The following is a 22,096-nucleotide window of genomic DNA, read 5'->3' as shown; positions in this document are numbered from 1 at the left end:
GACAGTGAGGAGCTTTCGTAGATGCTCAGCGCTGTCGAGGTCCTGGCTGTCTGCTTTGTGGTGCTCTGTCTGTCCGTGGCCTTCATCCCGATGCGCCGCCACCTGATCCGCCGCGGCGGCGGCGCGTTCGACTGCGCGGTCCGCTTCGGCCCGATCCCCGAGGCCGGCGACGCCTCCGGCTGGTCCTTCGCAGTAGGCCGCTACCGCGACCTCACGGTGGACCTCTACCGCGTCTTCAGCTACTCCCCCCGCCCCCGCACGAGCCTGGCTCGGCGGGGGTTCGACGTCGTGGGCCGCCGCGACGCGGCGGGGGAGGAGACCCGGACACTGCTGCCGGGGTGGGCGGTGCTGGAGTGCTCGGCCGCCGGGGCGGTGGTGGAGCTGGCGATGTCGACGGAGTCGATGATGGCCTTCCTGACGTGGGTGGAGGCGGCGCCTCCGGGGTGGGACACCTCGCGGGTGAGTTGATCCACACCTGCCAAGCACCGCCCCCGGCGACGCACTACCGTGGGTCCCATGGTGAACCTGACCCGCATCTACACCCGCACCGGCGACGACGGCACGACCGCCCTCGGCGACCTGAGCCGGGTCCGCAAGACCGACGCGCGCCTGGCGGCCTACGCCGACGTCGACGAGGCCAACGCGGCCGTCGGGCTGGCGGTGGCCTTCGCGAACAACGATCTGGGCATGCTGCACGACGGGATCAGGACCCTGCTGCTGCGGGTGCAGAACGAGCTCTTCGACCTCGGCGCCGACCTCAGCACCCCGCCGGCGGAGAACCCGGAGTTCCCGCCGCTGCGCATCGAGCCGGAGTACGTCGAGCGCCTGGAGGCGGCGTGCGACGAGTGGAACGAGACGCTGACCAAGCTCCGCTCCTTCATCCTCAACGGCGGCACCGTGGTCGCGGCGCAGCTGCACGTCGCGCGCACCGTCGTGCGCCGCGCCGAGCGGAGCGCCTGGGCGGCGGTCGAGGAGTACGGGGACGCCATCAACCCGCTGGCCGTGAAGTACTTGAACCGGCTGTCGGACCTGCTGTTCATCCTGGCCCGGGTGGCGAACACCGACTCGCACGGCGGTGACGGCGACGTGCTGTGGGTGCCGGGCGGCGAGCGGTAGCCGCTGCGGGGCTGGGGCTGAGGCTGGCGAGGCCTAGGCCTAGGGCGCTTCTTTCGGATCGGTGGGTCGTTGGTCCGGTAGTGGGATTGAGTGATGCGCATTGGGCAGCACCGGACCAGGCTGCCCTAGGCAGACACGCCCGACCAGTCAGGTTCCTGGAAAGGCGTGTACACGCGGCTGCCTGGCGGACCGCGCCTCGTCAGAACACCTGGATGCCGGCAGCGGAGTTGGACAGCCACTGCGACCACGACAGCGTGTAGTCGGCGTAGCCGTTGGACTGGCTCACCTTGTCGCTGGTGCCCTTGACCGTCACCGGGTCCCCGACCTGGACGATGTTCCACAGCACTGCCGCGTTGGCTTCCGAGAGGTGAATGCAGCCGTGTGAGACGTTCGCCTTGCCCAGCGAATCGTCCCACCACGCTGAGTGGATGAAGGTGCCGCTGTCGGTGAGTTGCAGGTCATGGTACGTCTGAAGGTCGTACCAGCCGGGCCCGCCCTTGGTGCACTGGAGGCCGATGGCGCACGAGGTCATCTCGATGTGCGGGACCATGTCCATGATGGCCATCGTGCCGCCGTAGGTGGCATCACCCGGCTTGCCCGTGCCGCTGGCCAACTTCTTGATCAACGTGCCGTTCTCGTAGACGCTCATCATGTGCGTTGTCGCATCGACGACGATCTCGTGGTCGTCGCCGATGGAGAAGTCCAGCTTGCGGTCGGTCGAACCGAACTGGACGGTGACCTTGGTGCCGGCCGGCCAGAAGCCCTGCGGGCGGAAGTCGACGGTGTTCGAGTCGAGCCAGGACCAGGCGCCGTCGACGTGCGGCGTCGTCGTGACCTTCATCGTCTTCTCGATCGCGGCGCGGTTCGTCGACGACACCGTGGAGGCGAAGTTGACGCGGATCGGCATCGCGACGCCGACCTTGGATCCGTTACTCGGAGTCACCGAGGATATGGAAGGGAGCGTGCCCGTTCCGGTCGACTGGTTCGGGGTCGTGGTCGGCCCGGCCGACGTGCTCGGCTTCGAAGCCGCGGTGCTCGGCCCACCGGTGGTCGCGGACACAGACGTCGGTGCGGCCGATGATGTGGTGGTCGTCGCCGAGGACGCCGCTGTCGAAGTCTCCGGAGCGGACGACGATGGACCGGGCCCGGCGCTGTGGTTGACAGCTGTGCTCGCGCATCCGGTCAGCAGCAGCAGCGATCCGGCGACCGCCGCCCCAGCGAACTTGTTCCCCACCGCAGTTCCCCCTTTGGATGACCCACACGACCCACACAGTGTTCCCGCTCTGACGACGCCCGGGCCGCGGCTCTGGTTGCCAGGGCGATCGAAAATTCTCAAGGCGACGGCCGAATCAGCTCAGGTGGCGACAGACAGCCGACCGTCGGCGCCCCCCGCGTAATGCGCCAGCCGGTCCGGCAGCATCGGCTCAATCCGCGCCCATTGCGCGTCACTCAATCTCACTACCGGAGCCAACGCACACTGATCCGAAAGAAACGGCCTAGGTCTGGCGGGGCTTGTACCGGGCCTGCCAGCCCTCAGAACGAGCTCGGGAACCCCGGACCGCCACCGACACCCGCGGCCGCGCCGGGATCGGCAGGCGGCGTCCCAGACCCGTTGCCGCTGCTGCTCGATGTCGGGGCCGGAACCGGCGCAGAGGCGGCGCTCGAAGCACCCGAACCGCTGGCCGGCAACGCCGATGGCGCAGTCGTAGGCCGCGCCGTCTGCGTCGGAGGCGCCGTGCTTGAAGGCCCCACATCCCAGGGCCCCGCGCTCGGCGCCGTACTTGTCCCTGCCGTAGGCGCAGGGGTAGGCGTCCCCCGCACCACCGGCCCACCGTGAGCCGGCACCGTCACCCACCCGCTCGCGCTACTCCGCCACAGCCCCATCGCTCCGGTGAGCTGATAGTCGCCGGCGCTCCAAGCCTTCGGCGGCGTCAGCGCGACGTTGTTCGCGTCGCGCACCTGGATCGTGTCCGCGTACTGCCCCTTCACCAACCGGTGCGTCCGCGGGAACACCGCGACCCCGTCGTCGGTCTTCTGCGGGATCAGATCTCCGCCGGTCTTCGCGTACAGCACCGTCTTCGTCTGCGGCGCCCCCAGCACCACCAGCCGGTTGCTCTGCGGCAGGAACACCGACAGTTCGGCGATCTGCTGCGCGTCGTCGGTGTCGTCGCTCGATCCCGGCCGCGCGTGCGCGAACGTCACCGGGGCCGCGTACACCGACATGCTTGACGACTCGCCCGACGCCCCGCTCGCCGAGCCGCCCGCCGCTCTCTCCGTAAGCGTGTAGTCCCCGACCAGCAGCTGCGCCTGCGACGGCACTCCGTCCGCCCCGGTCGTCCATCCCTGCATCACGTAGAGCCAGGTCTTGTATGCGGGCTGCGGCACCACCTTCGCCGTCGCGCCGTGCCCGGCCGTGGTGGGCGCCGTCGTCGTGTCCTCGTCCACCTGCGACCACAGCGGCGCCACGGTCGCGGTCGTCGCGGCCTTGGTGCCCGGCGCCGCCGAGCGTCCGGCCTGGTCCTGCAAGTACGACTTCGCCACCTCCACCGCCTGCGCCGGCAGCGGCGTGCCGCGGCTCGGCCAGGGCAGCGCGTTCGCGGGCAGGGCCGGCGTCGCCGCCATCACCTTGTCGTCCTGCAGCGCGGTCGGCATCGGGTACGCGCTGGTCAGGTCCTCGATCGCGGCCGGCGGCGGCGCGGCCGACGCGTCGCCGCCGCGCACTCCCAGCTCCGAGGCGATCGACGGCCCGAGGAGCGCCGCCACCACCAGCACCGCCGTCGCCGAACCGGCCCGCAGGACGCGCCGCCGCCGACGGATCCGGGTGGCCCGCGCCATCACCCGGGGGAGGATGTCGTTGCGCGGAGCCGAGGCGAACTCGTCGGCGATCAGGCTCAACGCGTAGTGCAGATCCGGGGACGCCTGCCTGGCCGGATCGGACGGTTGCGCGCTGGGGCTGGGGCTGGAGCTGGGGCCGGATGCGGGCTTGGCAGCGTCCGACGCCTCCGGTGCCGCCCCCGAGGCGTTCGCCGAAGCGTCCCCCGAAGCCCTCGAAGCGCCCCCCGGAACCGCTCCGGAGCCACCCCCCGAACTCTCCTCCGGCAAGGCCGAAGCACCGCCGATCGGCTGATCACGGTCAGGCTGCGCGTTGTCCCAGGTGTCCATGGCGACTACGAAGACGCGAATCGAAAGCCGCAGGTTGCCTGCCGGTCACCCGGAGGCGGTAGCGGAGTGTGCCAGGATGGCCGGTCGTGGAGCGTTTCAAAGTTGCCGGAGGGGCCCGCCTGGCGGGTGAGGTCGCGGTGTGCGGCGCGAAGAACAGCGCGCTGAAGCTGATGGCCGTCGCCCTGCTGGCCGAGGGCCGGACCGAGCTGCGGGGCGTCCCGCGCATTCTGGACGTCGAGCTGATGGCCGAGCTGCTGCGGCGGCTGGGCTGCGACGTGAAACTGGACTGGGAGCCCGGTCCGGAGCGGGAGGACGGGCCGCAGAAGGGCTCGACCATCGTCATCGACGTGCCCGCCGATCCGCGCACCGAGGCCGACTACGACCTGGTGCGCCGGCTGCGCGCGTCGATCTGCGTGCTGGGCCCGCTGCTGGCGCGGCAGGGCGAGGCCAAGGTGTCCTACCCCGGCGGCGACGCCATCGGCTCGCGCGGGCTGGACATGCACATCGACGGCCTGGAGCGGCTCGGCGCCGACATCTCCCAGGAGCACGGCTTCCTGGTCGCCTCGGCGCCCAAGGGCCTGACCGGCGCGAGCATCCTGCTCGACTTCCCGAGCGTCGGCGCCACCGAGAACATCCTGATGGCCGCCGTGCTGGCCCGCGGGACCACGGTCATCGACAACGCTGCGCGCGAGCCGGAGATCGTCGACATCTGCTCGCTGCTGGCCTCGATGGGCGCCAAGATCGACGGCGCCGGGAGCTCCACGCTGGTCATCGAGGGCGTGGACACGCTGACCCCGGCGCCGTCGCCGCACCTGGTGGTGGCCGACCGCATCGTGGCCGGGATGTTCGCGGTCGCGGCCACCATGACCCGCGGCGACGTGCGGGTCGACGGCGGCAACGCGGCGCACCTGGAGATCGCCCTGGACAAGCTGACGCAGGCCGGCGCGACGGTCGTTCCGGACGAGACCGGCTTCCGGGTGTCCATGGACCGGCGCCCGAAGGCCGTCGACATCATCACCCTGCCCTACCCGGGCTTCGCCACCGACCTGCAGCCGCTGTTCGCCGCGATGAACTCGATCGCCGAGGGCACCTCGATGGTCACCGAGAACCTGTTCGACGCGCGCTTCGTGTTCCTCCAGGAGCTGGCGCGCCTCGGCGCCTCGGTCCGCACCGAGGGACACCACGCGATCATCCGCGGCGTCGAGCGGCTGTCCGGGGCGCCGGTGCGGGCCACCGACATCCGGGCCGGGGCCGGACTGGTGCTGGCCGGGCTGGTCGCCGACGGGCACACCACGGTGTCCGACGTGCGGCACATCGACCGCGGGTACCAGGGCCTGGTGACGCAGCTGCGCTCGCTCGGGGCGCAGATCGAGCGCGAGCCGGACCCCGACCCGTACCCGTGATGAGCAGGCGCCGCCGGCCACCGCAGGCCGGCGCCGCCACCCGTGACGAGCGTTACGCTGCCGTCCGCGCCGAGCTTGGGCGACCCCGCGTTATCTTTTTGGACGTCCAAGCAAATCACCCCTTGTGAAGCATGAGGTAGCGCAGTGTCGAAGAAGCTGGCCGTCATCGGCGCCGGTCTGATGGGTTCGGGGATCGCGCAGGTGGCCGCGGCCGCCGGGTACGAGGTGGCGGTCCGCGACGTGACCGACGCCGCCCTCAAGCGCGGCGTCGACGGCATCCGCGCCTCGCTGGAGAAGTTCGCTTCCAAGGGCCGCTACACCGCCGACGAGGTGGAGGCCGCGATGGGCCGCATCACCACGACCACCGACCTGGCCGAGGCGGTCGCCGACGCCGACGTGATCGTCGAGGCGGTGTTCGAGAACATCGAGGTCAAGCAGGAGATCTTCCGCGAGCTGGACAAGCTGGCCAAGCCCGGCGCGGTCCTGGCCACCAACACCTCGGCGATCCCGATCACCCAGATCGCCGCGGTCACCTCCCGCCCCCAGGACGTGGTCGGCACCCACTTCTTCTCCCCGGTCCCGATGATGCAGCTGTGCGAGCTGGTCCGCGGCTACAAGACCTCCGACGAGACCCTGGCCCGGGCCCGCGCCTTCGCCGAGGAGGTCGGCAAGACCTGCATCGTGGTGAACCGCGACGTCGCCGGCTTCGTCACCACCCGCCTGATCGCCGCGCTGGTGGTCGAGGCGGTCAAGCTGTACGAGTCGGGCGTGGCCACCGCCGAGGACATCGACACCGCCTGCAAGCTCGGTTTCGGCCACGCCATGGGCCCGCTGGCCACCACCGACCTGACCGGCGTGGACATCCTGCGCAACGCGACGCAGAACATCTACACCGAGACCCAGGACGAGAAGTTCAGCCCGCCGGAGCTCCTGAACCGGATGGTGACCGCCGGGGACCTCGGGCGGAAGTCGGGCAAGGGCTTCTACAGCTACTGATACGCGCTGTACCGCGGCCGCCGATGGAACGAAAATCGGCGGCCGCCACAGCTGTTTCCTGCCAGGATCGCGATCATGACGCTTTCGTTCGCCGAGAAGCCGGTCCTGGCCGGCGACCGGGTCACCCTCCGCCCCGTGACCGCCGAGGACGCCCCCGGCCTCCTGGAACTCCTGGCCGATCCGGAGAGCACCCGCCTGACCGCCACCCGCGCCGACCTCGACCCCGAAGCCGCCCGGCGCTGGTACGCCACCCGCGCCGACCACGCCGACCGTCTGGACCTGGCCATCGTCGAAAACGAGACGGGCACGTACGTCGGCGAGGTGGTCCTGAACGACCTGCACGCCGAGAACCGCTCCTGCGGCTTCCGAATCTCACTGGTCGGCGCGCGAGTCTTCGGACGTGGATACGGGACCGAGGCGACGCGGCTGGTGCTACGGCACGCGTTCGAGACCGTTGGGATCCACCGGGTCGAGCTGGACGTCTACGCCTTCAACCCGCGCGCCCGGCACGTCTACGAGAAGGTCGGCTTCATCCTGGAGGGGACCAAGCGCGAGGCGCTGCTCTGGGACGGCGAGTGGATCGACGCCGCCGTGATGGCGATGCTGGAGAGTGACTGGCGCGCCGCGCGCTAGAGCCAGTCGCAGCACCACCTCGCACCCCGCACCACCCCGCACCCTCATCAATGGGCTCCGCCCCCGCACCACAGCACCTCGCACCACCGTCGGGCCGCGCCGCGCCAGAACCAAGCCGCATCCCGCGCCCTGCCCTCGCACCACCGGGCTGGGCCGCGCCAGAACCCAAGCCGCGCCGCGCGCCAAACCAAGCCGCACCAGACCGCATCGCGCGCTAGAAGCAGCCGCACCAGCCCGCATCAAGCCGCCGCAGCCGCCGCACCACCGGTCGCCAGCACCGCCTTCTGGTCCAGCCGCCGCAGGCTGGCCGCTCGCTGCACCACCCCGAGCCCGGTCACCGCCGCGCCGAGGCCGAGCCATCCGACGGGCCCGGCGGCCAGTACGACTGTGGACAGTGCCACCGGCCCCGCGGAGCGCTCGATCGCCTGCGCCATCCCCGCCACGCCCAAGTACGAGGCCTGAGCGTCCGCTGGTGCCAGCGACACTGCCAGTTCCCAGGACACCAGCGAGCGCACCAGTTCCGCCGCCGTGACCACCACCGCGGCCAGCAACAGCGTCACCGTCGCGACGACCGCGCCGCCGTGGCTGGATCCGGCGATCAGCGCGCAGCCCGCCAGCAGCGCCACGCCGTACCAGCACGCCGCACGCGCCGCAGCCCGGGCGCCGGCCACCCGGGACGAGACCGGCATCTGGAGGAACACGCACATCAGGGTGTTGATCACCATGACCGCTGGGATCACCGCGTGCGGGGCGTCGGTGCGGGTCACGGCCCACAGCGGGACGCCGACCATCAGGATCGCGTCGTCCAGGTTGAGGAAGACGTCGAGCAGGACGAACAGCAGGTAGCCCGGGTCGCGCCACGGATTGCGGCCGCGCGGCTTCGGGTTCTTCGCGCCGTCGCCAGCGGCAGCGGCAACATGGCTCGGCTCCCGCCGCTTAGTCCGCATCACCAGCGCCGCCACCGCCAGGTACGAAAGCCCGTTCCCGACCACGACGGCCTCGTACACCCCGCTGGTCCCCACCGCCACCGCGATCGCCGAGAGTCCCGCGCCGAGTGCGTACGCGGCGTTCATCACCACCCGCGACAGCGCCCGGTACGTCGCGCGCTGCTCGCCGGCGGCTTGGCCGGCGAACACGATCTCCATGGTCTTCGACCCGCGGTCGCACAGCGTCGTCGCGGTCGTGACCGCCAGCAGCGGTGCGAAGCCGTGGCACAGCGGCACCGCGCACAGCGTCAGGACCCTGATCAGGTGGCACGCCACCAGGATCGTGCGCACCGGGTACCGCTCGGCCAGCGCTCCGGCGACCGGCGCGCCGGCGATGCCGACCAGGCCGGCGATGCCCAGCAGGGCGCCGATCCGGCCCGCGCTCAGGTGGGACACGACGCTGAAATACAGCACCAGCGCCGAGGACCACACGCCGTTTCCGACCCGGTCCAGGAACAGTGCCGCGAGCATCCGCCGGGCGTCGCTTCCGCCAGGCGGGTTACGCAGCTGGGCGATGGTCCCGGCGCGCTTCGGAGCGTCCTCGGCGGTCGTGGCGGCATCGTCCCGGCGCCCCGTGCCGTCGGCCCCGATGCCACTGCCCGCCGATTGGCTCCTGCCCCACCGCATGTCCCACCCCTAGTGTCAGCCCTGCAGGTCCCTGTGGAGTGTGACGCAGGATGTCGCTCGATGTCAAGAAGCTTGATGTCGAGATACTAGCGGCTGTGCGAACCCGGGCCCCGGTGTGCGCAAGGTCACCGGTGACACTCCGGTTACCCGTCAGTAGGCTCCGGTCCAAGGCGCCGACCTCTCCCCGGGCGGCGACACCATCCATTTGGGAGCCCCCGTGACCGAGCGCGACAGCTCTTCTGGTCGACACGAATCCTCCGGGCATGACGGATCTGTCGAGCGAGACCGTCCCTGGGTGATGCGGACCTACGCCGGCCACTCGACTCCGGCCGAGTCCAACGCCCTGTATCGCAGGAACCTGGCCAAGGGCCAGACCGGTCTGTCGGTCGCGTTCGACCTGCCCACCCAGACCGGCTACGACCCGGACTCGGTGCTGGCCCGCGGCGAGGTCGGCAAGGTCGGCGTTCCGGTCTCGCACCTGGGGGACATGCGCGCGCTGTTCGACGGCATCCCGCTGGAGCGGATGAACACCTCGATGACCATCAACGCCCCGGCCATGTGGCTGCTGGCGCTGTACCAGGTCGCCGCCGAGGAACAGGGTGCCGACATCGCCGCGCTGTCCGGCACCACGCAGAACGACATCGTCAAGGAGTACCTGTCGCGCGGGACCTACATCTTCCCGCCCGGCCCCTCGCTGCGGCTGATCACCGACACCATCGCCTACACCGTGGCGAACCTGCCCAAGTGGAACCCGATCAACATCTGCTCCTACCACCTGCAGGAGGCCGGCGCGCAGCCGGTGCAGGAGGTCGCCTACGCGCTGTCCACGGCGATCGCCGTGCTCGACGGCGTGCGCGACTCCGGGCAGGTGGCGCCGGAGGACTTCGGCCAGGTGGTCGGCCGTATCTCGTTCTTCGTCAACGCCGGCGTGCGCTTCGTCGAGGAGATGTGCAAGCTGCGCGCCTTCGCAGGGCTCTGGGACCGCGTCACGCGCGAGCGCTACGGCGTCACGGACGAGAAGCTGCGCCGCTTCCGCTACGGCGTCCAGGTCAACTCGCTGGGCCTGACCGAGGCGCAGCCGGAGAACAACGTGCAGCGGATCCTGTTGGAGATGCTGGCCGTGACGCTCTCCAAGGACGCGCGGGCGCGCGCCGTGCAGCTGCCGGCCTGGAACGAGGCGCTCGGCCTGCCGCGGCCCTGGGACCAGCAGTGGTCGCTGCGCATGCAGCAGGTGCTGGCCTACGAGTCGGACCTGCTGGAGTACCCCGACCTGTTCGCCGGCTCGAAGGTGGTCGAGGCCAAGACCGACGAGATCGCCGAGGCGGCCTGGGCCGAGATCGAGCGGATCGAGGAGCTCGGCGGCGTCGTGGCGGCCGTGGAGTCCGGCTATCTGAAGGCGCAGCTGGTCGGGGCGCACGCCGAGCGGCGCGCGAAGATCGAGTCCGGTGAGATGGTCGTGGTGGGCGTGAACAAGTTCACCGAGACCGAGCCGAACCCGCTGACCGCCGACCTGGACGCGGCCATCCAGACCGTGGACCCGGCGGTCGAGCAGCACGCCGTGGCGGCGCTGAAGGAGTGGAAGGCGCAGCGGGACGGCGCGGCGGTGGATGCCGCACTGGCCCGGCTGCGCCAGGAGGCCGCGACGGACGTGAACCTGATGGACGCGACGCTCGAGTGTGTGCGCGCCGGGGTCACCACGGGGGAGTGGACCGGCGTGCTGCGCGAGGTCTTCGGCGAGTTCCGGGCGCCTACCGGCGTCTCGGGTTCCGTGGGGACGGCGATCCCGTCCGAGGAACTGGTGGTGCTGCGCGCCGAGGTGGATCAGGCCTCTGCCGAGCTCGGCCGCAGGCTGCGGCTGCTGGTCGGCAAGCCGGGCCTGGACGGCCACTCCAACGGGGCCGAGCAGATCGCGGTACGCGCCCGCGACGCCGGCTTCGAGGTCGTCTACCAGGGGATCCGGCTGACGCCCGCGCAGATCGCGGCGGCGGCGGTGGCCGAGGACGTGCACTGTGTCGGGCTCTCGGTGCTGTCCGGCTCGCATCTGCAACTGGTGCCGGAGGTGCTGACCGAACTGCGGGCGGCCGGAGCCGGTTCGGTGCCGGTGGTGGTCGGCGGCATCATTCCCGACGCCGACGCGCGGGCGCTGCGCGAGGCCGGCGTCGCGGCGGTGTTCACGCCCAAGGATTTCGGGATCACACAGATCCTGCACACCATCGTCGAAGAGATCCGGCGTGCCGGATCGGTCGCGGTCTGAGCGGACTCCCTCACCGCCGGACGCGAATCGGCGCCCTTCCTAGGGGATATCCCCACTGGAAGGGCGCCGATTTGTTTGAACGCTTATTCGAACCCGGATTCACTCGAGGAATCAGGCGTCGGCCGCGGCGGCTTCCTTCTCCGCGATGGCGTCCGGGTGGTGCTCGCCGGCGAATTCGCGGCCCAGCACCTCGTGCGCCGCGCGCAGGTGGTCCAGGCCGGTCTCGCCGTGCTCGGCGGCGTGGCCGTCGAGGGCGTTCAGGATGCGCTCCACGGGCTCGTGGTGGCCTTCCAGGCGCTGCTCGGCGTAGTAGGCGATACCCAGCTTCATGAACAGCTTCGCGCCGTGCCGGTGGGCGCTCCACTCCTCGGCTTCCGTCACCGCGCCCTCGAAGCTCTTCTCAGTGATCTCGAGGCACTTGGCTATGAAACTCATCGGTCTGCGACTCCTCGCGTCGAAACGGCGCCCATCGACACTATCGACGAGGCGTATGCGTGCTCCCCTACACGCCCCTGCCGTGACGGACAGAGTGCGGGTTAGCAGCGTATCGAGCTGAATGATAGCGGCAACTGCGAGAACGGGTTACGGCGATGTGCGTATGCGGGACTAGTACTGCGATAGGGGAAGCACTCAGGGTCGGTTCATGACCCGCCTGCCCCGAAAGGGGTCATAGCGGCGTTGAGGATCGTCGGCGTTGATAGGCTCCGATCCCATGCGCATCGTCATCGCCCACTGCACCGTCGACTACGCCGGACGGCTTTCCTCGCACCTCCCGGAGGCCAAGCGGCTGCTGATGGTGAAGAACGACGGCAGCGTCTCGATCCACGCCGACGACCGCGCGTACAAGCCGCTCAACTGGATGTCGCCGCCCTGCGTGCTCAAGGAGTCCGAGGGCGACGAGGACGGCCGCATCGTCTGGACCGTCACCAACAAGGCCGGTGAGCGCCTGGTGATCACGCTGCGCGACGTCGAGCTCGACGCCAGCCACGACCTCGGCGTGGACCCCGGGCTGCAGAAGGACGGCGTCGAGGCGCACCTGCAGGAGCTGCTCGCCGAGCAGATCGAGACCCTGGGCACCGGCTGGACGCTGGTCCGCCGCGAGTACCCGACGGCCATCGGGCCGGTGGACATCATGGCGCGGGACTCCGACGGGGCGCACGTCGCGGTGGAGATCAAGCGGCGCGGCGAGATCGACGGCGTGGAGCAGCTGACGCGGTACCTGGAGCTGCTGAACCGCGACCCGCTGCTGGCGCCGGTGCGCGGGGTGTTCGCCGCGCAGGAGATCAAGCCGCAGGCGCGGGTGCTGGCGGCGGACCGCGGCATCGAGTGCGCGGTGCTGGACTACGAGGTGCTGCGGGGGATGGACGACCCGAGCTCCCGGTTGTTCTGAGGTCTCGCGCGGCTTCCAGCGTTCTCGTCTTCCCACCGTCCCAAATTCGCCCCGGACCCTTGGCTGCGGCCGAGCGGGTGAATCAGGATGTTGCCCCTACGGGAAACGACACGGTGGGAGCGAGAATGCAACTCAGCAGAAGGTCACTGCTCGCGGGGACGGCGGCCGTGGCGGCGGCGCCGGCCGCGCTGTGGCTGGCCGAGGGGTCGGCTCAGGCGGCGGCGAGCTATGACGTCGCGGTGTGCGAGCAGTACCGGAACCAGATCCAGATCTACTCCTCGGCGGCCGGCTGGGGCGCGCCTCACTGGGTGTGGTCGCCCGGCGGGGGCGGCTGGGCCAACCTGTCGGACGTGAAGTTCCGCAGCACGGCGAAGTTCGGCGAGGTGGCGCTGGTCGCGGCCTCCGGCGGGAACGTCGGGATCGTGCGCAAGAACGCCTCGGGGACGCAGGGGACCGGAAGCCTGTTGTGGGAAGCGTCGCCGGGGTCCAACCCGCACGCGATCGAGCGGATCCCCGACGTCGGCGCGGTGGTCGCGGCGTCCTCCGGCGGGTACCTGCACGTCTACGGCCCGAGCTCGGTCAACGACCCGAGCACGCTGCGGCTGGTGCAGACCATCGACTTCCCGGGTGCGCACGGGCTCTGGTACGACGACGTGCACCAGCGGTTCTGGGCCGTCGGGCAAGGAAAGGCGACGTCGTACGCGGTCAGCGGCAGCTATCGGAACACGCGGCTGGTCGGCGGGGTCACCGTGTCGATCGGCGCGGGGAACCTGGGGCACAGCTTGGACGCCTCGTACAAGGACAGCGGCATCCTGCTGGTCTCCCACAGCACCGCAGTGGTCGCGATCAACAAGACGACGCACGCGGTGAGCACTGTGCACGCCAACCACGCGGTGAAGTCGTTCAGCCAGCACTCCTCGGGGGAGGCGTTCTGGGTGCAGAGCACGGGGAAGACGTATCACGGGGACAGCCGGAACTGGGTGAACCCGGATGTGCAGTTCTTCAACGCCTCCGGCGCGCGGTCGTTCACGCGCGGGCTGTCATATGGGGCGGAGTTCTACAAGGCTCGGCTGCACGCGGTCGGCTACCACTGACGGACGTTGACGGACGCTGACCGGCACTGACCGGCACCGGTGGGCGCCGGCGAGCGCTGACGGGTGCGGAAACCGGGGAACCCCGACGGCCGGGAGCGCGGAGACACGGCGCGCGCCCCCGGCGTCGGGCACTTTCCGTCCACATCACGGCCACACCACCTCTGGGCAGGGAGAGGCGGGAGATGTTGGACATCGGTCGTGTGCTGATGCCGTTTTGAAAGCCCTTAGCTCCGACAGGTTAGAAGACCTCTGGGATGGGCCATGCCTCTAGGTGTATCCCCTACCGGGAGGAGTCCCCTGATATGTCCCTCGATGTTTCCCCGGATTTGCTTGACGCCGCGGAGCGCGGCGAGGTGTCGGACGAGCAGTTCGCCGAGTGCGTGCGGGACTCGCTGCCGTTCGCGTGGCGGATGGTCAGTGACTTGTCGACCCGGCTGCACGTGGACGGCGCGGGCGACGTCGGCTTCGTCGACAACACCACGCCGCCGCCGGACGAGCAGGCCCGGGGGCAGCTGCTGCGCGCGCTGGCCAGCGACGCCATCCGCGGCTGCCTGGAGCGGCACTTCGGGGTCCGGCTGGCGTTCCAGAACTGCCACCGCGTCGCGGTGTTCCCGGCCGGGACGGCCAAGGACACCGAGGTGTACAGCAGGTTCACGTCGGTTCGTGCTCAGCTTCTGAACCAGTCGCCGTTGCTGCGCGACTGCTGAGCCGCGGGTCCCCGGAGCTGGTGGGGACGGTTCGGGTGCGGATGAGCCGTACTGATCACGGGCTGGTGCGGGCTCCCGAATCGAGGCCGGAGGACTTGCGAACGGCCGGTGGCGTCCCAGGGGGCAGGGGACGCCACCGGCTTTGCTGCGTAGGCGCGCTCAGGCCGCGCGCAACAGTGGCAGCACCGACTCACCCAGTGCCTTGATATTCCCCAGCGTGTGCTCAGGCCCGCCACCCTCGACGAACAGCAGGAAGTGCTCGATCCCCGTGGCCTGCCGCGCCTCCAGAATGCGCTCGGCGCAGTACGACGCCGGTCCGACCGGATGGATCCTCGTCAGAAACCCGGCGTAGTCGTCCGCATCGCGCGTCGGCGGCGTCGTTCCGTCGAACCGCACATAGCCCGCCAGCCCCGGCCGCAGCCACGGCGGCATCGTCTGTCGCAGAAACCTGATTCCCGTTTCCCGTGAATCCGCGACCTGTGCGACGACCGCCGAAGCATGAGGCGCCGCAGCTCCATACGCCTGGACCATCGCCGCCTTCTCCGCGTCATCGGCGTGCATTCCGAGCAGCATGGGTAATCGGTGGTCGGCCGCCATGCCGACGGTCTCAGGGGACGTACACGCCACCAGCATCGGCGGCCGACCGCGCGGCACCACCGGGACCTCCCGGAACCGGTGGAACTCGCCGTCGTACGAAACAGTGCCCTGCGAACCCCATGCGCACAGCAGGTCCAGCGCCTCGGCGAACGACCGGCGGGACAGCCCCTCCAGGCCCGTCCCGAACACCTCCAGGTCCACCCACGGCCCGCCGCGCCCCACGCCCAGCGTGAAGCGGCCGCCGGTGAGCACGTCCAGCATCGCCGCCTGCTCGGCCACCGCGACCGGGTGCGCCGTGCTCAGCACTGTCACGGCGGTGCCGATGCCGATGCTCCGGGTGCGTCCGGCCAGCAGAGCGGCGAAAGTGAGAGCTGAAGGGCAGGTGCCGTACGGCATGAAGTGGTGCTCGGCCATGAAGACGTCGTCGAAGCCGGCGTCCTCGGCGGCGACGCCGTAGTCCAGTGCGGTGCGCAGCGTCTGCTCCGGCGAGATGCCCGGAAAGCCCGCTGCCAACAGAAAAACACCGATGCGCATGGGTACCAGTGTGTAACCCATGTGGGGACTCTCACAGGCAAGAAGGTGCTGTCAGAACAGGGGTGTCGCGTAGATACTGGCCAGTAACCGCAGACTCCATCCCTCTAGTAGCTGCGAGTCACCGAAACTCAAGGAGACGGATACCCATGCCCCGCGAGTTCACCACCATAGGCGTCGTCGGCCTGGGCACGATGGGCGCCGGCATCGCCGAAGTCATGGCCCGCAACGGGATCAAGGTCATCGGGGTCGAGGTCGACGACGCCGGGCTGGCCCGGGGCCGGGGCCACCTGCAGGCCTCCGTGGCGCGCGCGGTCAAGCGCGGCAAGCTGACCGACGCCGAGGCCGCGGAGCTCCAGGACCGCGTCACGTTCAGCACCAGCCTGGACGACCTGGCCGCCGCCGAGCTGGTCGTCGAGGCGGTGCCGGAGGACCTGCAGCTCAAGCGCTCGGTCTTCCAGCGGCTGGACGCCATCTGTCCGCCGGAGACCGTGCTGGCCACCAACACCTCGGCGCTGTCCGTGACCGAGATCTCGGTGGCGACCGCGCGCCCCTCGCGCGTGGTCGGCGTGCACTTCTTCAACCCGGCCACGGTCATGAAGCTGGCCGAGGTGGTGCGCACCGTGGTCACCGACCCGGAGGTGGTCGAGGACGTCGAGGCGCTGGTGCGCCGGCTCGGCAAGGACGACGTCACCTGCGGCGACCGGGCCGGCTTCATCGCCAACGCGCTGCTGTTCGGCTACCTGAACCACGCGGTGGCGATGTACGAGCAGAAGTACGCCACCCGCGAGGACATCGACACCGCGATGAAGCTCGGCTGCGGCCTGCCGATGGGCCCGCTGGCGCTGCTGGACCTGATCGGGATCGACACCGCCTACGAGATCCTGGACACGATGTACCGGCAGTCGCGCGACCGGCTGCACGCCCCGGCGCCGATCCTGAAGCAGATGGCGACCGCCGGGCTGCTCGGCCGCAAGACCGGCCGCGGGTTCTACACGTATGAGAGCTCTGACTCGCCCGTCGTGGTCGACGACGAGCAGACCCCCGGCGCCGGCGGGCTGGGCCGGCACGGCGACCAGGTCCGCGAGGTGCGGCGGATCGGCGTCGTCGGCTCCGGCACGATGGCCAACGGCATCGCGGAAGTCTGCGTCAAGGCCGGCTACGACACCGTGCTGGTCGCCAGGTCCTCGGCCAAGGTGGACGCCGCGCGGGCCGCGATCACGCGCTCGCTGGAGAAGGCCGTGCAGCGCGGCAAGCTCGCCGAGGCCGACCGGGACGCCGCGCTGGCCCGGCTGCACGGCACCGTCGACCTGGCCGACCTCGCCGACTGCGACCTGGTCGTCGAGGCGGTCGTGGAGGACGTCGAGGTCAAGCGCGCGCTGTTCGCGAACTTCGACGAGCTCTGCAAGCCCGGCGCGATCCTGGCCACCACGACCTCCTCGCTGCCGGTCATCGAGTGCGCGATGGCCACGCAGCGCCCGGCCGACGTGGTCGGCGTGCACTTCTTCAACCCGGCGCCGGTGATGAAGCTGGTCGAGGTGGTGCGCACGGTGAAGACCGCGGACGACGTGGTCGCCACCGTCCACGCGGTGTGCGGGAAGCTCGGCAAGGTCGCGGTGGACTGCGGCGACCGCGCGGGCTTCATCGTGAACGCGCTGCTGTTCCCGTACCTGAACGACGCGGTGAAGATGCTGGAGGCGCACTACGCCACCGCCGACGACATCGACACCGCGATGAAGCGCGGATGCGGGTACCCGATGGGGCCGTTCGAACTGCTGGACGTCGTCGGCCTGGACGTGTCGCTGGCCATCCAGCGCGTGCTCTACCTGGAGTTCCGCGAGCCCGGGTTCGCCCCGGCGCCGCTGCTGGAACACCTGGTGACCGCGGGATACCTGGGACGCAAGGCAGGACGTGGGTTCCGGGACTACAGCTCCCGCTGACCCGGCCGGCGCCGAATATTCGGTTGACAGGGGACCCGCACGGCCGAACGCGGCGCGCGCTCTGACTACCCTTGGAGGCATGAGCCCGCGCCGCCGCCCGCCCCGCCGCTCCGACGTCCCCGACGACGAGCAGGACGGCGCGTCCGCCCGGATGGCCTCGCGGGTCCTGGGCTACGACCGGATCGAGCCCGGTCCCGACGGCCGCGACTGGGCCGTGCGCGGGATCCCGGGGCAGGCGGCGCAGAAGGTGTACCGGTGCCCCGGCTGCGACCAGGAGATCCGGGCCGGGGTGCCGCACGTCGTGGCCTGGCCGAAGGACCTCGGCCAGGGCATCCACGACCGGCGGCACTGGCACACGCCGTGCTGGAACGCGCGCGGGCGGCGGCGCGCCAGGTAGCGCCGGCCGGAAAGCGCCGGGCCGGAAAGCGCGGTGCGCGGCGCACGGCCGCCGGCGGGTCAGACTGCGCCGGTCGGACTGCGTCGGGCCCGACGGCGCCGGGCCGGAAAGCACGGCGCGCGGCCGCAGCTCGGTCGGACTGCGCCGGGCCGGACAGCGCCGGGCTCGACGGCGCCGGGCTCGACGGCGCCGGGCTCGACGGCGCCGGGTCGGAAAGCGTGGCGCCGCCACCGTCCGAGGTAACGCTTCGACAAAGTCAGGGCGCGGACACGCCGTACCCTTGGCGCCGGGCGCGCCGACCCGCGATCATTTCCGCCATGGACCGCACATTCGAGGAACTCATCGCGGAGGCCGACGCGGTCGACGTCAGCGGCTGGGACTTCTCCTGGCTCGACGGCCGCGCCACCGAGGAGCGCCCGCCCTGGGGCTACCAGCGGCAGATGGGTGAGCGCATCGGCCGCGCGCACCTGCACCTGGACATCCAGACCGGCGGCGGCGAGGTGCTGGCCGGGGTGCCGCAGCGCGCGTCCGGCGCCACCGTCGCCACCGAGGGCTGGCCGCCGAACATCGCGGTCGCGCAGGCGAACCTGCGGGCCAAGGGCGTGGTCATCGTCGCCGACGAGGACGAGCCGCCGCTGCCGTTCGCCGACGGCAGCTTCGACCTGGTCACCAGCCGGCACCCGGTGATGGCGCACTGGCGGGAGATCGCCCGCGTGCTGGCCCCCGGCGGCACCTACTTCTCGCAGCACATCGGCCCGGACAGCGGCCACGAGGTCTACGAGTGGTTCCTGGGTCCCAAGCCCACCGGCAGGAGCTTCCGGGAGCCGGAGGCGGCGCGCCAGGAGGTGGCCAAGAACGGGCTCGAACTCGTGAGCCTGCAGGAGGCCGAGTTGAAGATGGAGTTCTTCGACGTCGGGGCGATGGTCTACTTCCTGCGCAAGGTGATCTGGTTCGTGCCGGACTTCACGGTCGAGAAGTACCGCGACGACCTGGCGCGCCTGCACGAGCACATCGAGCGCGAGGGGTCGTTCGTGGGGTACTCGCGGCGGTTCCTGATCGAGGCGCGCAAGCCCGAGGCCTGAGATCCCCTATAGTCCCCGGCATGACCGCACTCACGGGGGCCTCACGAGTCTTCTCCCGGTCGGATCTGATCCTGTTCGGCCTGACCGGGCTCGCGGTTCTGGGCTCGGCACTCGTGACGTCCGGCTCGCTGGCCCCGTTCCTGATCACGGCGGTCGCCGTCACGCTGGTGGCGGCGATGGTCGGGCGCGCCGTGGACCACCTGGCCGACCGGCTCGGGGCCGGGGCGGTCGGGGTGTTGCAGGGGGCGCTGGGGAACCTGCCGGAGCTGTTCGTGTCCGTGTTCGCGCTGCGCGCCGGGCTGACCACGGTGGTGAGCTCGGCCATCATCGGCTCGATCATGGCGAACCTGCTGCTGGTCCTGGGGCTCTCGTTCGTGGTCGGCAGCGCGCGGCACGGCGTCCTGCGGTTCTCGATCCAGCGGGCCCGGCTCATCATGGGTCTGATGATCCTGTCGGTGGCCTCGATGCTGATCCCCAGCCTCGCCGCCTACATCCACTCCCCGGCCGCCGGCCACGAGGTCGCGCTGGCCCGGGTCACGGCGGTGGTGCTGCTGGCGGTCTTCGCGCTGTCGATCCCGGTGAGCCTGCGGCGCGATCTGGAGCCGACCGCCGCCGAGGAGGCCGCGGAGGTGAAGCAGGAGATCGACGCGGACAACCCGTGGCCGCTCTGGCTGGCGATCGGGGTTCTGGTCGTGGCGGCCATGGGTGCCGCCTACGTCTCGGACCAGTTCGTCAATGCCCTGACGCCCGCGATGCACTCCCTGCACATCTCGCAGGCCTTCTCCGGCCTGGTGATCGTGGCGCTGGCCGGCAACGCCGTGGAGAACGCGGTCGGGGTGAAGCTGGCGTGGCAGAACCGCACCGACCACGCGTTGTCGGTGGTGCTGAACAGCCCGCTGCAGATCGCTCTGGTGCTCGCGCCGGCGCTGGTGCTGCTGTCGCCGGTGATCGGCGGCCCGGCGTTCACGCTGGTCTTCAACCCGATGCTGGTCACGACGGTCGGGATCGCGACGGTGGCGGTGCTCTACCTGATCTCGGACGGGGAGTCCGACTGGCTGGAGGGCTCCGCGATGATCGGGCTCTACGTGCTGATCGCGACGGCGTTCTGGTGGGGGTAGGTGCTCGCCTCACTTCGCGCAAGGCGAGCACCTAGCCCCGGAACGCTAAGCGTCGCGCCGTTTGAGCATCCACTCGGCGGCGACCAACAACAGTGCCGTCCACAGCGCGAAGACTCCGTAGCCCTGCCAGGCGGACAGCAGATCCTTCGGTCCCGGTGCCGACTGGGCGACCAGGTGCCCGGCCTCGGTCGGCAGGTACGCGTGGATGTGCTTGCCCACCGAGCCCGGCAGGAGCTGCGCCAGCGGCGCCAGCACCAGGACGAAGGCGATGACGCCGGTGATGGCGCCCGCGGTGTGCCGGATCAGGGCGCCGATCGCCATCGCGAACAGGCCGAGCATGGTCAGGTAGAGACCGGCTCCGACCAGGGCGCGCAGGACGCCCTTGTCGCCCAGGCTCACGGGGACCTTGCTGTGCAGGATCGGGGCCGCGATGAAGAACGCCCCGAAGGAGACGATCTCGGTGACCACGAAGGCCACCACGGCGAAGACCACCGACTTGGCCGCGAGCATCGGGGTGCGTCTCGGGACCGCGAGCAGGGAGGCCCGGATCATGCCGGTGGAGTACTCCGACGTGATCACCATGACGCCCAGGACGCAGATCGCCAGCTGGCCCAGGAAGAAGCCGGCGCCGAGGATGTTGCCGGTCGGGTCGCGTATCCATGCGGCCTGCTGGTCGGGGTCCGCCTTGGCCCAGCTGTTCACTGTCAACGCCGTGATGAGCGCGGACAGGCCGAGCGCCAGGATCACGAAGGCGAGCAGCGACCAGACTGTCGAGCGCACGCTGCGGAACTTCGTCCATTCCATCGCCAACAGGCGCGGGAACGCGGCGCCCGCGCCGCGGCCCTCGTTCGCGGAGACCGATCCGGTCGGGCGGCTCGGGCCGCCCGGGCGGCCCGGGCCGCTCGGGGTGGTGGCGTCGGTGGTCGGGGCGGTCATTCGGCGACCTCGCTCTCGGAGACCGGCGCGGTCTGGGCGACCGAGGCGACCGGGGGAGTGTCCTGGGTCTGTGCCGGGATCGCGCCAGGGCCCTGATCCGAGCCCTGATCCGGACCCACGTGGTACTCGACCGCGCCGCGTGTCAGTTCCATGAACGCCTCCTCCAGCGAGGCCCGTTGCGGGGTGAGTTCGTGCAGGACGACGCGCGCCGCGGCCGCCTTCTCGCCGATCTCGGCGGCCTCCATGCCGCGGACGATCAGGGCGCCGTCGTCGGCGGTGGTCACCGTGACCGCACCCTCGCCTTCGCCCTCTGCGGAGCCGTCGCCGAGCGCCGGGACGGCGGCCCGCTCCAGTTCCTTGGCCAGCTGCGCCGGCTGCGGGGTGCGGACCAGGACCGAGCGCTCGGAGGAGCGCGCGATGAACGCGTCCACCGACTCGTCCGCGATCAGCTTGCCGCGCCCGATCACCACCAGGTGGTCGGCGGTCTGCGCCATCTCGCTCATCAGGTGCGAGGAGACGAAGATGGTCTTGCCGGCGGCGGCCAGCGACTTCATCAGGTTCCTGATCCAGAGCACGCCCTCCGGGTCCAGCCCGTTGACCGGCTCGTCCAGGATCAGCACCTGCGGGTCGCCGAGCAGCGCGGCCGCGATGCCGAGGCGCTGGCCCATGCCCAGCGAGAAGCCCCCGGCCCGCTTGCGCGCCACCTCGGTCAGCCCGACCAGGGCCAGCGCCTCGTCCACGCGCTTGCGCGGCAGGCCCTGGCTCTGCGCCAGGCACCACAGGTGGTTGTAGGCGGAGCGGCCGGTGTGGACGGCGCGCGCCTCCAGCAGTGCGCCCACCTTGCGCAGCGGTTCGCGCAGGTCCGTGTACGGGACCCCGTCGATGGTGGCGGTGCCCGACTGCGGGCGGTCCAAGCCCAGGATCAGTCGCATCGTGGTGGACTTGCCGGCCCCGTTCGGGCCCAGGAAGCCCGTGATGTGGCCCGGTTCCACGGCGAACGTCAAGTGGTCCACGGCGATCTTGTCGCCGTACCGCTTGGACAGGTCGTGCACTTCGATCACGGCGGCCCCCTCAGACAGCACGAGACGGAGCCAGTGTGCCCTGGCTCCGTGTCGAAGCTTACGGAA

Annotated in this window: 21 protein-coding genes; 14 read left to right on the top strand and 7 right to left on the bottom strand. The window is 70.7% G+C overall.

The genetic code is table 11. The annotated features are described in order from the left end of the window. The first annotated feature begins 21 nt into the window (after positions 1–21). Both ABH920_RS26490 and ABH920_RS26485 read left to right on the top strand, forming a co-directional pair. Positions 22–468 (top strand): DUF2550 domain-containing protein, encoded by a 447-nt coding sequence (locus ABH920_RS26490; RefSeq protein ID WP_370351827.1) that lies wholly within the window; start codon positions 22–24, stop codon positions 466–468. Positions 469–516: 48 nt separating this feature from the next. Continuing rightward, positions 517–1,116, top strand: coding sequence for a cob(I)yrinic acid a,c-diamide adenosyltransferase (locus ABH920_RS26485; protein WP_370351826.1), 600 nt, complete (start codon positions 517–519; stop codon positions 1,114–1,116). Positions 1,117–1,315: 199 nt separating this feature from the next. Here ABH920_RS26485 and ABH920_RS26480 read toward each other — a convergent pair whose 3' ends face one another. Then, on the bottom strand, positions 1,316–2,059 hold the full coding sequence (locus tag ABH920_RS26480) for a L,D-transpeptidase (RefSeq protein WP_370351825.1): 744 nt from the start codon (positions 2,057–2,059) through the stop codon (positions 1,316–1,318). Between ABH920_RS26480 and ABH920_RS26475 the strand changes: the two genes are divergently transcribed. Then, positions 1,947–2,513 (top strand): hypothetical protein, encoded by a 567-nt coding sequence (locus ABH920_RS26475; RefSeq protein ID WP_370351978.1) that lies wholly within the window; start codon positions 1,947–1,949, stop codon positions 2,511–2,513. The genes ABH920_RS26480 and ABH920_RS26475 overlap by 113 nt on opposite strands. A 136-nt stretch (positions 2,514–2,649) precedes the next feature. On the opposite strand, the gene ABH920_RS26470 is transcribed toward ABH920_RS26475, so the two are convergent. Then, positions 2,650–4,278, bottom strand: a complete 1,629-nt coding sequence (locus ABH920_RS26470) for a hypothetical protein (RefSeq protein WP_370351824.1) — start codon at positions 4,276–4,278, stop codon at positions 2,650–2,652. A gap of 86 nt (positions 4,279–4,364) precedes the next feature. Between ABH920_RS26470 and murA the strand changes: the two genes are divergently transcribed. The 3 genes from murA (at position 4,365) to ABH920_RS26455 (ending at position 7,310) form a co-directional block, all read left to right on the top strand. Further along, on the top strand, positions 4,365–5,681 hold the full coding sequence (gene murA, locus ABH920_RS26465; RefSeq protein WP_370351823.1) for a UDP-N-acetylglucosamine 1-carboxyvinyltransferase: 1,317 nt from the start codon (positions 4,365–4,367) through the stop codon (positions 5,679–5,681). Positions 5,682–5,825: 144 nt separating this feature from the next. Next, complete coding sequence (locus ABH920_RS26460) at positions 5,826–6,677, top strand: 3-hydroxyacyl-CoA dehydrogenase family protein (protein WP_370351822.1); 852 nt, start codon at positions 5,826–5,828, stop codon at positions 6,675–6,677. Positions 6,678–6,752: 75 nt separating this feature from the next. After that, positions 6,753–7,310, top strand: a complete 558-nt coding sequence (locus ABH920_RS26455) for a GNAT family N-acetyltransferase (RefSeq protein ID WP_370351821.1) — start codon at positions 6,753–6,755, stop codon at positions 7,308–7,310. 239 nt (positions 7,311–7,549) lie between these two features. Here the strand turns inward: ABH920_RS26455 and ABH920_RS26450 are convergent, their stop codons facing one another. Continuing rightward, entirely contained in the window at positions 7,550–8,923 is a 1,374-nt protein-coding gene (locus tag ABH920_RS26450; protein WP_370351820.1) for an MFS transporter, read from the bottom strand. A gap of 298 nt (positions 8,924–9,221) precedes the next feature. On the opposite strand from ABH920_RS26450, the gene ABH920_RS26445 reads away from it, so the two are divergent. Then, a complete protein-coding gene (locus ABH920_RS26445; RefSeq protein WP_370351974.1) occupies positions 9,222–11,177 on the top strand; it encodes a protein meaA in 1,956 nt (651 codons plus the stop codon). A gap of 111 nt (positions 11,178–11,288) precedes the next feature. Here ABH920_RS26445 and ABH920_RS26440 read toward each other — a convergent pair whose 3' ends face one another. Then, positions 11,289–11,612, bottom strand: a complete 324-nt coding sequence (locus tag ABH920_RS26440; protein WP_370351819.1) for a hypothetical protein — start codon at positions 11,610–11,612, stop codon at positions 11,289–11,291. Between the two features lie 277 nt (positions 11,613–11,889). Here ABH920_RS26440 and nucS point away from each other — a divergent pair, with 277 nt between their 5' ends. From nucS to ABH920_RS26425, 3 genes are all read left to right on the top strand, one after another. Further along, complete coding sequence (gene nucS / locus ABH920_RS26435; RefSeq protein ID WP_194916373.1) at positions 11,890–12,567, top strand: endonuclease NucS; 678 nt, start codon at positions 11,890–11,892, stop codon at positions 12,565–12,567. 125 nt (positions 12,568–12,692) lie between these two features. Further along, positions 12,693–13,661, top strand: a complete 969-nt coding sequence (locus tag ABH920_RS26430) for a hypothetical protein (protein WP_370351818.1) — start codon at positions 12,693–12,695, stop codon at positions 13,659–13,661. Between the two features lie 302 nt (positions 13,662–13,963). Next, positions 13,964–14,368 (top strand): SCO5389 family protein, encoded by a 405-nt coding sequence (locus ABH920_RS26425; protein ID WP_370351817.1) that lies wholly within the window; start codon positions 13,964–13,966, stop codon positions 14,366–14,368. A 159-nt stretch (positions 14,369–14,527) separates the two neighbouring features. On the opposite strand, the gene ABH920_RS26420 is transcribed toward ABH920_RS26425, so the two are convergent. Beyond that, positions 14,528–15,499: an LLM class flavin-dependent oxidoreductase gene (locus ABH920_RS26420; RefSeq protein ID WP_370351816.1), complete on the bottom strand. Its 972-nt coding sequence runs from the start codon at positions 15,497–15,499 to the stop codon at positions 14,528–14,530. Positions 15,500–15,645: 146 nt separating this feature from the next. Here ABH920_RS26420 and ABH920_RS26415 point away from each other — a divergent pair, with 146 nt between their 5' ends. The 4 genes from ABH920_RS26415 to cax all read left to right on the top strand — a co-directional run bounded on the left by ABH920_RS26415 (position 15,646) and on the right by cax (position 20,033). After that, positions 15,646–17,436, top strand: a complete 1,791-nt coding sequence (locus ABH920_RS26415; RefSeq protein ID WP_370351815.1) for a 3-hydroxyacyl-CoA dehydrogenase family protein — start codon at positions 15,646–15,648, stop codon at positions 17,434–17,436. Between the two features lie 79 nt (positions 17,437–17,515). Then, the gene (locus ABH920_RS26410) at positions 17,516–17,833 is read left to right on the top strand and encodes a hypothetical protein (protein WP_370351814.1); all 318 of its coding nucleotides are present in this window, start codon (positions 17,516–17,518) and stop codon (positions 17,831–17,833) included. Positions 17,834–18,150: 317 nt separating this feature from the next. Continuing rightward, positions 18,151–18,915: a class I SAM-dependent methyltransferase gene (locus ABH920_RS26405; RefSeq protein WP_370351813.1), complete on the top strand. Its 765-nt coding sequence runs from the start codon at positions 18,151–18,153 to the stop codon at positions 18,913–18,915. A 20-nt stretch (positions 18,916–18,935) separates the two neighbouring features. After that, positions 18,936–20,033, top strand: coding sequence for a calcium/proton exchanger (gene cax / locus ABH920_RS26400; RefSeq protein WP_370351812.1), 1,098 nt, complete (start codon positions 18,936–18,938; stop codon positions 20,031–20,033). 45 nt (positions 20,034–20,078) lie between these two features. Here the strand turns inward: cax and ABH920_RS26395 are convergent, their stop codons facing one another. Together ABH920_RS26395 and ABH920_RS26390 are read right to left on the bottom strand one after the other, a co-directional pair. Further along, positions 20,079–20,969 carry an ABC transporter permease gene (locus ABH920_RS26395; RefSeq protein WP_370351811.1) on the bottom strand — a complete coding sequence of 297 codons (891 nt, stop codon included), beginning with the start codon at positions 20,967–20,969 and terminating at the stop codon, positions 20,079–20,081. Next, complete coding sequence (locus tag ABH920_RS26390) at positions 20,966–22,030, bottom strand: ABC transporter ATP-binding protein (RefSeq protein WP_370351810.1); 1,065 nt, start codon at positions 22,028–22,030, stop codon at positions 20,966–20,968. The genes ABH920_RS26395 and ABH920_RS26390 overlap by 4 nt, the downstream gene beginning before the upstream one ends. Between the last annotated feature and the right edge of the window lie 66 nt (positions 22,031–22,096).

The organism is Catenulispora sp. EB89, from assembly GCF_041261445.1.
Classification (GTDB): Bacteria; Actinomycetota; Actinomycetes; order Streptomycetales; family Catenulisporaceae; genus Catenulispora.
The sequence above is the reverse complement of the archived record's forward strand: the minus strand, read 5'-3'. Positions and strand labels throughout refer to the sequence as shown.

Excerpts from the sequence above, each read along its gene's own strand:
- ABH920_RS26420 (WP_370351816.1), bottom strand. The coding sequence starts at position 15,499 with ATGCGCATCGGTGTTTTTCTGTTGGCAGCGGGCTTTCCGGGCATCTCG.
- ABH920_RS26485 (WP_370351826.1), top strand. The coding sequence starts at position 517 with ATGGTGAACCTGACCCGCATCTACACCCGCACCGGCGACGACGGCACG.
- ABH920_RS26395 (WP_370351811.1), bottom strand. The coding sequence starts at position 20,969 with ATGACCGCCCCGACCACCGACGCCACCACCCCGAGCGGCCCGGGCCGC.
- ABH920_RS26415 (WP_370351815.1), top strand. The coding sequence starts at position 15,646 with ATGCCCCGCGAGTTCACCACCATAGGCGTCGTCGGCCTGGGCACGATG.
- ABH920_RS26450 (WP_370351820.1), bottom strand. The coding sequence starts at position 8,923 with ATGCGGTGGGGCAGGAGCCAATCGGCGGGCAGTGGCATCGGGGCCGAC.
- ABH920_RS26405 (WP_370351813.1), top strand. The coding sequence starts at position 18,151 with ATGGACCGCACATTCGAGGAACTCATCGCGGAGGCCGACGCGGTCGAC.
- ABH920_RS26425 (WP_370351817.1), top strand. The coding sequence starts at position 13,964 with ATGTCCCTCGATGTTTCCCCGGATTTGCTTGACGCCGCGGAGCGCGGC.
- ABH920_RS26470 (WP_370351824.1), bottom strand. The coding sequence starts at position 4,278 with ATGGACACCTGGGACAACGCGCAGCCTGACCGTGATCAGCCGATCGGC.
- ABH920_RS26445 (WP_370351974.1), top strand. The coding sequence starts at position 9,222 with ATGCGGACCTACGCCGGCCACTCGACTCCGGCCGAGTCCAACGCCCTG.
- cax (WP_370351812.1), top strand. The coding sequence starts at position 18,936 with ATGACCGCACTCACGGGGGCCTCACGAGTCTTCTCCCGGTCGGATCTG.
- ABH920_RS26430 (WP_370351818.1), top strand. The coding sequence starts at position 12,693 with ATGCAACTCAGCAGAAGGTCACTGCTCGCGGGGACGGCGGCCGTGGCG.
- ABH920_RS26490 (WP_370351827.1), top strand. The coding sequence starts at position 22 with ATGCTCAGCGCTGTCGAGGTCCTGGCTGTCTGCTTTGTGGTGCTCTGT.
- nucS (WP_194916373.1), top strand. The coding sequence starts at position 11,890 with ATGCGCATCGTCATCGCCCACTGCACCGTCGACTACGCCGGACGGCTT.
- ABH920_RS26410 (WP_370351814.1), top strand. The coding sequence starts at position 17,516 with ATGAGCCCGCGCCGCCGCCCGCCCCGCCGCTCCGACGTCCCCGACGAC.
- ABH920_RS26440 (WP_370351819.1), bottom strand. The coding sequence starts at position 11,612 with ATGAGTTTCATAGCCAAGTGCCTCGAGATCACTGAGAAGAGCTTCGAG.
- ABH920_RS26455 (WP_370351821.1), top strand. The coding sequence starts at position 6,753 with ATGACGCTTTCGTTCGCCGAGAAGCCGGTCCTGGCCGGCGACCGGGTC.